6 protein-coding genes are annotated in these 7,734 nt (G+C 67.1%); 2 read left to right on the forward strand and 4 right to left on the reverse strand.

The window, feature by feature from the left end; all coding sequences use genetic code 11:
- A partial coding sequence (locus BGN95_RS06610; RefSeq protein WP_286772025.1) for a TonB-dependent receptor occupies positions 1 to 2,273 on the forward strand: 2,273 nt, incomplete at its 5' end.
- Positions 2,270 to 3,613 carry a PepSY-associated TM helix domain-containing protein gene (locus tag BGN95_RS06615; protein ID WP_286772026.1) on the forward strand — a complete coding sequence of 448 codons (1,344 nt, stop codon included), beginning with the start codon at positions 2,270 to 2,272 and terminating at the stop codon, positions 3,611 to 3,613. The genes BGN95_RS06610 and BGN95_RS06615, both read left to right, overlap by 4 nt.
- A 41-nt stretch (positions 3,614 to 3,654) precedes the next feature.
- On the opposite strand, the gene BGN95_RS06620 is transcribed toward BGN95_RS06615, so the two are convergent.
- From BGN95_RS06620 to BGN95_RS06635, 4 genes are all read right to left on the reverse strand, one after another.
- Entirely contained in the window at positions 3,655 to 3,819 is a 165-nt protein-coding gene (locus BGN95_RS06620; RefSeq protein ID WP_179512547.1) for a hypothetical protein, read from the reverse strand.
- 110 nt (positions 3,820 to 3,929) lie between these two features.
- Positions 3,930 to 4,301, reverse strand: a complete 372-nt coding sequence (locus tag BGN95_RS06625; RefSeq protein WP_265314468.1) for a response regulator — start codon at positions 4,299 to 4,301, stop codon at positions 3,930 to 3,932.
- Positions 4,294 to 7,125: a PAS domain S-box protein gene (locus BGN95_RS06630; RefSeq protein WP_286772027.1), complete on the reverse strand. Its 2,832-nt coding sequence runs from the start codon at positions 7,123 to 7,125 to the stop codon at positions 4,294 to 4,296. Before BGN95_RS06630 ends, BGN95_RS06625 begins: the two co-directional genes overlap by 8 nt.
- Positions 7,126 to 7,354: 229 nt before the next feature.
- On the reverse strand, positions 7,355 to 7,734 hold a 380-nt coding region (locus tag BGN95_RS06635), incomplete at its 5' end, for a GMP synthase (glutamine-hydrolyzing) (protein WP_502688261.1).

Genomic DNA, 7,734 nt, shown 5'->3' on the forward strand with positions numbered 1-7,734 from the left:
CCGCGCATGCCCAGACCGCCGATGCCGCCCCGGCCAACGATATCCTTGTCGTCGGCCAGACGCAGAAACCGATCTCGATCGAGCCGCGCGGCCTGTCGGTCAGCCTCGGCGACGAGCAATTCGCCGGGGTCAACGCCGCCAATGTCGAGGATCTGATGAAATATGCGCCCGATTTCTTCGTGCGCACGCGGTTCATCGGCGACAATAATGCCGTGCCGGGCTTCCGCGGCACCCACAGCACGCAATCGGCGCGGACGCTGGCGATGGTCGACGGGTTCGTGATCTCGAACTTCCTCGGCAATTCGTTCAATTTCCCGCCCGCCTGGGGCGTCGTCAGCCCCAATGAGGTGCAGCAGTTCGATATCGTCTACGGGCCTTATTCCGCCCGTTACGGCGGCAATTCGATGGGCGGGATCGTCAACATCACGACGCGCCCACCCGACAAGACCGAGCTGTTCGTCAACCTCCAGAATTTCTTCCAGCCCTATGATCAGTTCAAGACGCGCGAGGATCTGTGGGGCTGGTCGGCCGAGGGCGGCTTCGCGTGGAAGCCCAAGGACAGCGCCTGGGGCGTGCGCGTCTCCGCGCGGCGGCTGATCAACCAGGGCCAGCCGATGCAATTCTACCAGCTCGGCTATTCGGCATCGGCCTATAACGACCCGTCGGCCGGCACGCCGATCGGCGGCGCGGTCGTGGACCCCAAGCTGATGCCGGTGACGGGCACCAAGGTGGTGACCCCGGTGGTCGGCGATTATTCGCTGACGCACAGCCGGCAGGATCAGGCGCGCGCCGAGCTGCGTTACGACGCCGGCGCGGTCCACGGCGAATTGCTGTTCGCTTATTGGTGGAACGAGGAAAAGACGCTCAACCCGAGAAGCTATATCACCGATGCGGCGGGCCGGCCGTTCTACGGCGACGCCACCGGGCTCGTCAGCTTCGGCGGGCACGGCTACACGCTCAATGCCGCGAGCAGCTTCCGCCAGGGGCTGGCCTACAAGAACGAATATCTGCTCGGCGGGAAGATTGCGGCGCCGGTCGCCGGGTTCGACGTACAGCTCAACATCTCGACGCTGCGTTTCGCGCGGCAGGACACTTACCAGTCCAACGGCTATGCCGCCGGGCTGGCGGACGGCGCGGGCCAGTGGACGCATCAGGGGCCGACCGGCTGGTACACCGGCGATCTCATCGCCACGCGCACGATCGGGCGGCACGCGATCGCCTTCGGCGTCGACGGCAATCGCTACGAGACCGACCAGAGCGTGTTCGCGACGACCAACTGGCGCACCGGCACCGCCCCAAGGCTCAGCACCCGCACCTTCGGACGCAGCACCATGATCGGCGGCTTCGCCGAAGATGCGATCGCGCTCGACGATGCGACCCGGCTGACATTGGGCGTCCGCTACGACCGGTGGCGCGCCTATGACGGCGGCATCACCGCGATCGCCAAGGCCGGGCCGCTCACCGGACTGCCGGTGACGCAGCTTTACGCCAGCCGCAGCGACGATGCGTGGAGCCCGAAGATCGCGTTGCGGCATGTCTTCGCGGGCGGGTGGATCGCCGAGCTCAGCCTCGCGATGGCGACGCGCTTCCCGACGGTCGGCGAGCTGTTCCAAGGCTCGCTCAACGGCGACGGCAGCTTCAATCCCAACAGCTTCGATCCGAAGCTCAAGCCGGAACGGAGCAAGGACGCCAATCTGCTGCTGCGCCATCGCTTCGGCCCGGTGACCTTGACCGGCAGCGCTTTCTATCAGCGCGTCCGCAACACGATCTTCCAGTTCGTCGGCTTCAACCAGAACGGGGTGTCGACCTCCAGCTACAAGAATATCGATCTGACGCGTCAATATGGCCTCGAGCTGATCGCCGAGACGCGCGACTGGCCAATCCGCGGGATGGATATCGACGGCAATGGCGCGTGGATCGATGCGATCACGGTCAGCAACCCGTCCGACCGCGCATCCGAAGGCGTGCAATTTCCGCGCATCCCGCGGTGGCGGCTCAACGGCAATTTGCGCTATCGCGTGACTCCCGCGCTTCAGGCGGTGGTCGGGGTGCGCTACGCCAGCCGTCCCAACACCGATCTCGACGGCTTCTATCGCGGTGACGATTACGGCTACACCTCCGAACTCTTCGCCCTGGACCTAAAGGCCAATGTCGACATCAACGACCATTTCCGGCTCTCGGCCGGGGTCAACAATCTCACCAACGATCGTGCCTGGGTCTATCACCCCTATCCGCAGCGCACCTTCATGATCGAAGCGGGGGTGAAGCTATGAGCGTCCACGCCCCCGGGACCCGCTGGTACAATGCGGTATGGCGCTGGCATTTCTATGCCGGGCTGTTCTGCATCCCGTTCGTCATCTGGCTCGCGCTCACCGGCTCGATCTATCTGTGGCGCCCGCAGATCGAGGCGTGGCTCGACCGACCCTATGACCATCTCGCGACCGACGGCCCGGTGGCGTCACCCGACGCGCAGGTCGCCGCCGCGCGCCGCGCGGTGCCGGGGTCGACGCTGCGCAAATATGTGCTGCCGGAGCGCGACGATCAGGCCGTCCGCATCCTCGTCGCCGATCATGGCGCCGACAAACGGGTCTACGTCGATCCGCATAGCCTCGCCGTGCTCAAGGTCGCGACCGAGGAGACGCGCCCGATGCGGGTGATCTTTCACCTCCACGGCGAATTGCTCGCCGGGGCGGTCGGCAGCTATCTGGTCGAGATCGCCGCCTGCTGGGCGATCGTGATGATCCTTACCGGCGTTTATCTCTGGTGGCCGCGCGGGCGCAAAGGGTTGGCTGGATTGCTCTATCCGCGACTCAGCGGCGGGCAGCGGGTCTTCTGGCGCGACATCCACGCCACCGCCGGCATCTGGGTATCGGTCTTCGCGCTCTTCCTGATCCTCACCGGGCTGCCCTGGGCCAAGGGCTGGGGAAGCTATCTCGGCGAGGTCCGCACGCTGACCGGCACGGCCAGCGGCCCGGTCGACTGGACGATCGGCGGCAAGGCGCCCGCGGCCGATGCCATGTCGGGCCACGCCGACCATCGCGGGATGACGATGCCCGCGCCGCCGCCCCGTCCGGGCGAACTGGCACGGGTGATCGCCACGGTCCGGCCGCTCGGGGTGGCGCCGCCGGTGCTGATCTCGCCGCCGAAGCGTGCGGGTGCGCCGTGGAAGATATCGTCCGACGCCGCCGATCGTCCGCTGCGCAGCGATCTCAAGATCGACGGGGCGACCGGCCGCCTCGTCAACCGCGTCGATTTCGCGCAACGCCATTGGATCGACCGCACGATCGGCTATGGCGTCGCGGCGCACGAGGGCGCGCTGTTCGGGATCGCCAACCAGATCCTCGGCACATTGACCGCCTTGCTCCTGATCGCCCTCGCGGCGAGCGGCGCGGTGATGTGGTGGCGCCGGCGACCGATCGGGCTGCTGGGGGCGCCGATCCCGCTGTCGCGCCCACGATTCGGCGTCGCGCTGGTTGCGGCGATCGGTGCGCTCGGGCTTTACCTGCCGCTGTTCGGCGCGACGCTGATCGCCATGCTCGCGCTCGAATGGATGGTGCTGCGCCGGTGGCGCGTCACGCGGCAATGGCTGGGGCTCAGCCGCGCGCCCGGCTGAAGCCCCCGCGCTTGTCGGCCGAGCGGCCCGCCGCTGCCCGGCTATCCGTCGGCGACATCGGCACGGCGCTCATGCTCGATCGCCATCTTGAGATGCAGCCTGCGTATCGTGAGAGAGGTCGCGCGATAGGCCATCCCATAGGCCTGGCGCGCCCGCCGCTCGTGGAATTCCCGGTCGCCGCCGCGTCGTGTCGCTTCGCCGTCCATCGCCTTCTCCCGGATTCGAGTCGCCTCCATCCGTGTCCCAGATTAGCACGGACGGCCGCGGCACCGCGATCGATTCGAATTAACCTGTGTTGGCAGGTGTCGTGCCGCCCTCAGGCGTGGATCAGGCGGTCGATCACCTCCGTCACCCGCTTGACGGTGATCGGCTTCTCGCACCGAACGATATCGGCGAAGCGCGGCGGGAAGATCGAGCCGTCATAGCCGGTGGTGAACAGGAAGGGCACGCCGCGCGTCAGCAGCATATCCGCCGCGGTGAACCGCGTCTCGCCCCCGAGATTGACGTCGAGGATCGCCCCGTCGATCGCCGGCTCGGCATCGATGATCGCCACCGCATCCTCGATCGTGCCCGCGGGACCGAGCACGATCGCCCCAGCCTCCACGAGATGAAATTCGAGCTCGATCGCGAGCAGATATTCGTCCTCCACGACGAGCACGCGGCAGCCGCGCAGCGAGCTGTCAGACATCGGCTTCCTCCTGCGACGCGGTGGCCGAAACCGGGATGGTGATCGTGCAATGAACCCCGTCCGCGCCCAAGCGATAGTCGGTCCGGGCGCCAAGCTGATAGGGCAAGGCCCGCTCGATCAGCTCACGCCCCTGTCCCCCGCCATTCGGGCGGGCGCCGGGAGGCGGCATGCTGACCCCGCTCTCGATCCAGTCGATCCGCAGCCACGGCCGCCCGCCTTCGCCCGGCGGTTCGATCGACCAGGTCACCGTCAGCTTTCCCTGCGGCTGCCCGAGCGCGCCATATTTCACCGCATTGGTCGCCAGCTCGTGGAAGGCCATCGCCAAGGTCTGCACCGTCGAGGAGCGCAGCCGAATCCCGCGCGGCCCTGCGAGGCTGACTCCCTCGGCAACGCCGTTCATCGCCGCCAGCTCGGATTCGATCAACTCGTCGAAGGTGACGCGATCATGCTCGGTCAGCCGCGACAACAGCCCCTGCACCCGCGACAGCGCCTCTAGCCGGTCGCCGAACCGCTCGCGGAATTCGGGCAGATCGCCGCTGGCGCGCGCGGTCTTCTCCGATAGCGACCGGATGACACCGATCAGGTTGCGGGTGCGATGCTGGAGCTCGCGGACCAGCACCAATTGCCGATCCTGAAGATCGCGTATGTCGTTAACGTCGGTCGAGGTCCCGAGCCATTCGTTGATCGTGCCGGCCTCGTTGCGCACCGACACCGCCCGCGTCTTGAACCAGCGATATTCGCGCGTCGCGGCGTGGTTGATGCGCGCCTCCAGCGCCAGTTCCCCGGTCCGCGGCGCATCGCGCCACGCCAGCCGCGCAGCGCCGCGATCATCGGGGTGGAAGGCGTTCAGCCAGCCGAGCCCTGCGCTCTCCGCCTGGCTGAGACCGGTATAATCGCTCCATTGCGGGCTCGACCAGGTCCAGTCCCCGGCATCGTCCGCGCGCCAGACGAGCTGGGGAATGCCCTCCATCAGGACCTGTAGCCGGTTCTGCGTCTCGCGCAGCTCGGTAAGATCGTGCCCCACGCCGCCGATCAGCGTCACACGCCCCGCGGCGTCGATGATCGGAAAATCGGTGTTGCGCAGCCAGCGGATCGCGCCGTCGGCCGGGCGCCGGATGCGATAATCGAACGTCACGCGCTCGCCCTTGCGGACGCGCCCGATCGCTTCCACGGCGCGCTCGCGGTCTTCGGGGATGATCAGATCGAGCCAGTTTCTGAAATTGTTGCCGCCGAGCGCCTCCTCGCGGCTAAGGCCGTAGATCGCCTCGAACGCCGGGGTCAGATATTGCCATTGCAATTTCTCGGCATCGCGGATCCACAACACGTCGAGCGACGCCTCGCCGAACTGGCGCAGCCGCTCCTCGCTGGCGCGCAGCGCCTCGGCGGCGCGTTTCGCGGCGTTGATATCGGAGATTGCGGTGACGGCACCGGTCACCCGCCCCTGCTCGTCGCGCGTCGGGACGGTGGCGACGGTGGCCCAGATCGCCGCGCCCTCCGAATTGGTGAACAGCATCTCCTTGCCCGGAACGATCGTTTCGCCACGCAGCGCCCGCGCGGTCGGAAAGTCCTTGGGCTTCAGCATCTCCCCATCGGCGTCCCATGCGCGCCACCGTGCGCCCTGCAGATCGCGCGACGGGACAATCCCGCTCGGCATGAAGCGCCGATATTCGGTGTTCGAGATCACCGCATTGCCCGACATGTCGATCACCCCGACCCCGACCGGCACGGTCTCGAACGCCGCCGCCAGCCGCGCTTCGCTCTCGCGCATCCGCGCGTTGGCCTGGTGGCGCTCGATCAGATCCGCCGACAGACGCGCCAGCACGTCGAAATAGCGATAGCCGTCCGGCGCGAGCTCCCGCCGGTCATACCAATGGGTCGACATCATCCCCACGACCTGGCCGTTGAACGCACGCAGCGGGGTGGATTGAACCGACAGGATGCGCGAGCGCCGATACGCCTCGACATCCTCGAAATGCCCGTCGAACCGGTCCATATCGGGGACGACGATACGCTCGCCGACCTCCAGCGCGCGACCGCAGGAACTGCCGGTATCGGCCTTCACCCACTCCCAGAATTTCGCGGATTCGGGGTGGAAGCCGCGCCACGCGAGCAGCTTGAGCCGCCCGCTCGGCGGATCGAGCATCTGGATGCTGGCCGCATCCGACCCAGTGAGCACCGCCGCGGCATCGACGATCTTCTGATACAGGACCTGCGGCTCATGCTCCCCGACCAATTCGGCGCTCACGCGCTGCAACACCTCCATCGCGGCGAATTCGGTGGCGCGCTGCGCCTCCACCGCGCGCCGCTCGGCTGCCAGCTGAAGCCGGTCGATCACCGGCCCAAGGATCGCGGCATAGGTCCGCAGGAACTGGATATCGTCGTCGTCGAACCGGCGCGGTACAGTGCTGTCGACCTGGAGGATGCCGTAGGCGCGCGGGCCGGGCACGAAGATCGGCACGTTCACGAACGCGACGATGCCCGCTTCCTTCAGGAACTGCGGCACATCGAACCGCGTCTCGTGCGCGATATCCTGGGTGATGACCGGATGCCCGGCATCGATCGAATAGGTCTCCGACGAATGTTCGCTCATCGGCAGCCGCAACCGGCCGACGACGTCACTTCGCCAGCCGACCCCCGCGCGCACGAACAATTCGCTGCCACCCCCGATGATCTCGAGCACCTTGGCGCGATCGGTGCCGAGCGCCCGGCCGACGAGGCGACAGGCCTCGGTGAGGATCTCGGTGAGATCCTCGGAACGGATTGCGAGGTTGCCGAAGTCGGCCAGGACCTGCTGGCGCTTCAACATCGTCTCGGTGTCCGGCATCCACGCCTCCGCCTGTCGCTCGCAAACGCCGATCGATCACGATGCAACGGTCAGATGAGAGCCTGTCGTGGGCAACGCTTACACGACCAGACCGATCCACGCGATGGTGCGGGGGTAAGATTGGGACCGCCACCGCGGCGAAGGCCGGGTCCAGCATCGCGCCGGTGCTAACCGGCCCCCTTTTCGCGCACGACGATCTAGGCGAAAGCAAAAACGCTATCGCTCCCCCTCACTCCCACTCGATCGTCCCGGGCGGCTTCGACGTATAATCATAGGTGACGCGGTTGACGCCCTTCACCTCGTTGATGACCCGCGTCGCGACGCGCGGGAGGAAGCCCCCGGGGAATTCGAACGCCTGTGCGGTCATCCCGTCGGTCGAGGTCACCGCGCGCAGCGCCAGCACGCTGTCATAGGTCCGCCCGTCGCCCATCACGCCGACCGACCGCACCGGCAGCAGCACCGCGAACGCCTGCCAGATCGCATCGTACAGCCCGGCGTTGCGGATCTCCTCGAGATAGATCGCATCGGCCTTGCGCAGGATGTCGCAGCGCTCCTTGGTCACCTCGCCCGGGATACGGATCGCGAGGCCCGGGCCGGGGGGCCGGGGAA

The organism is Sphingomonas sp. 66-10, from assembly GCF_001897045.1.
Taxonomy (GTDB): domain Bacteria; phylum Pseudomonadota; class Alphaproteobacteria; order Sphingomonadales; family Sphingomonadaceae; genus Sphingomonas; species Sphingomonas lycopersici.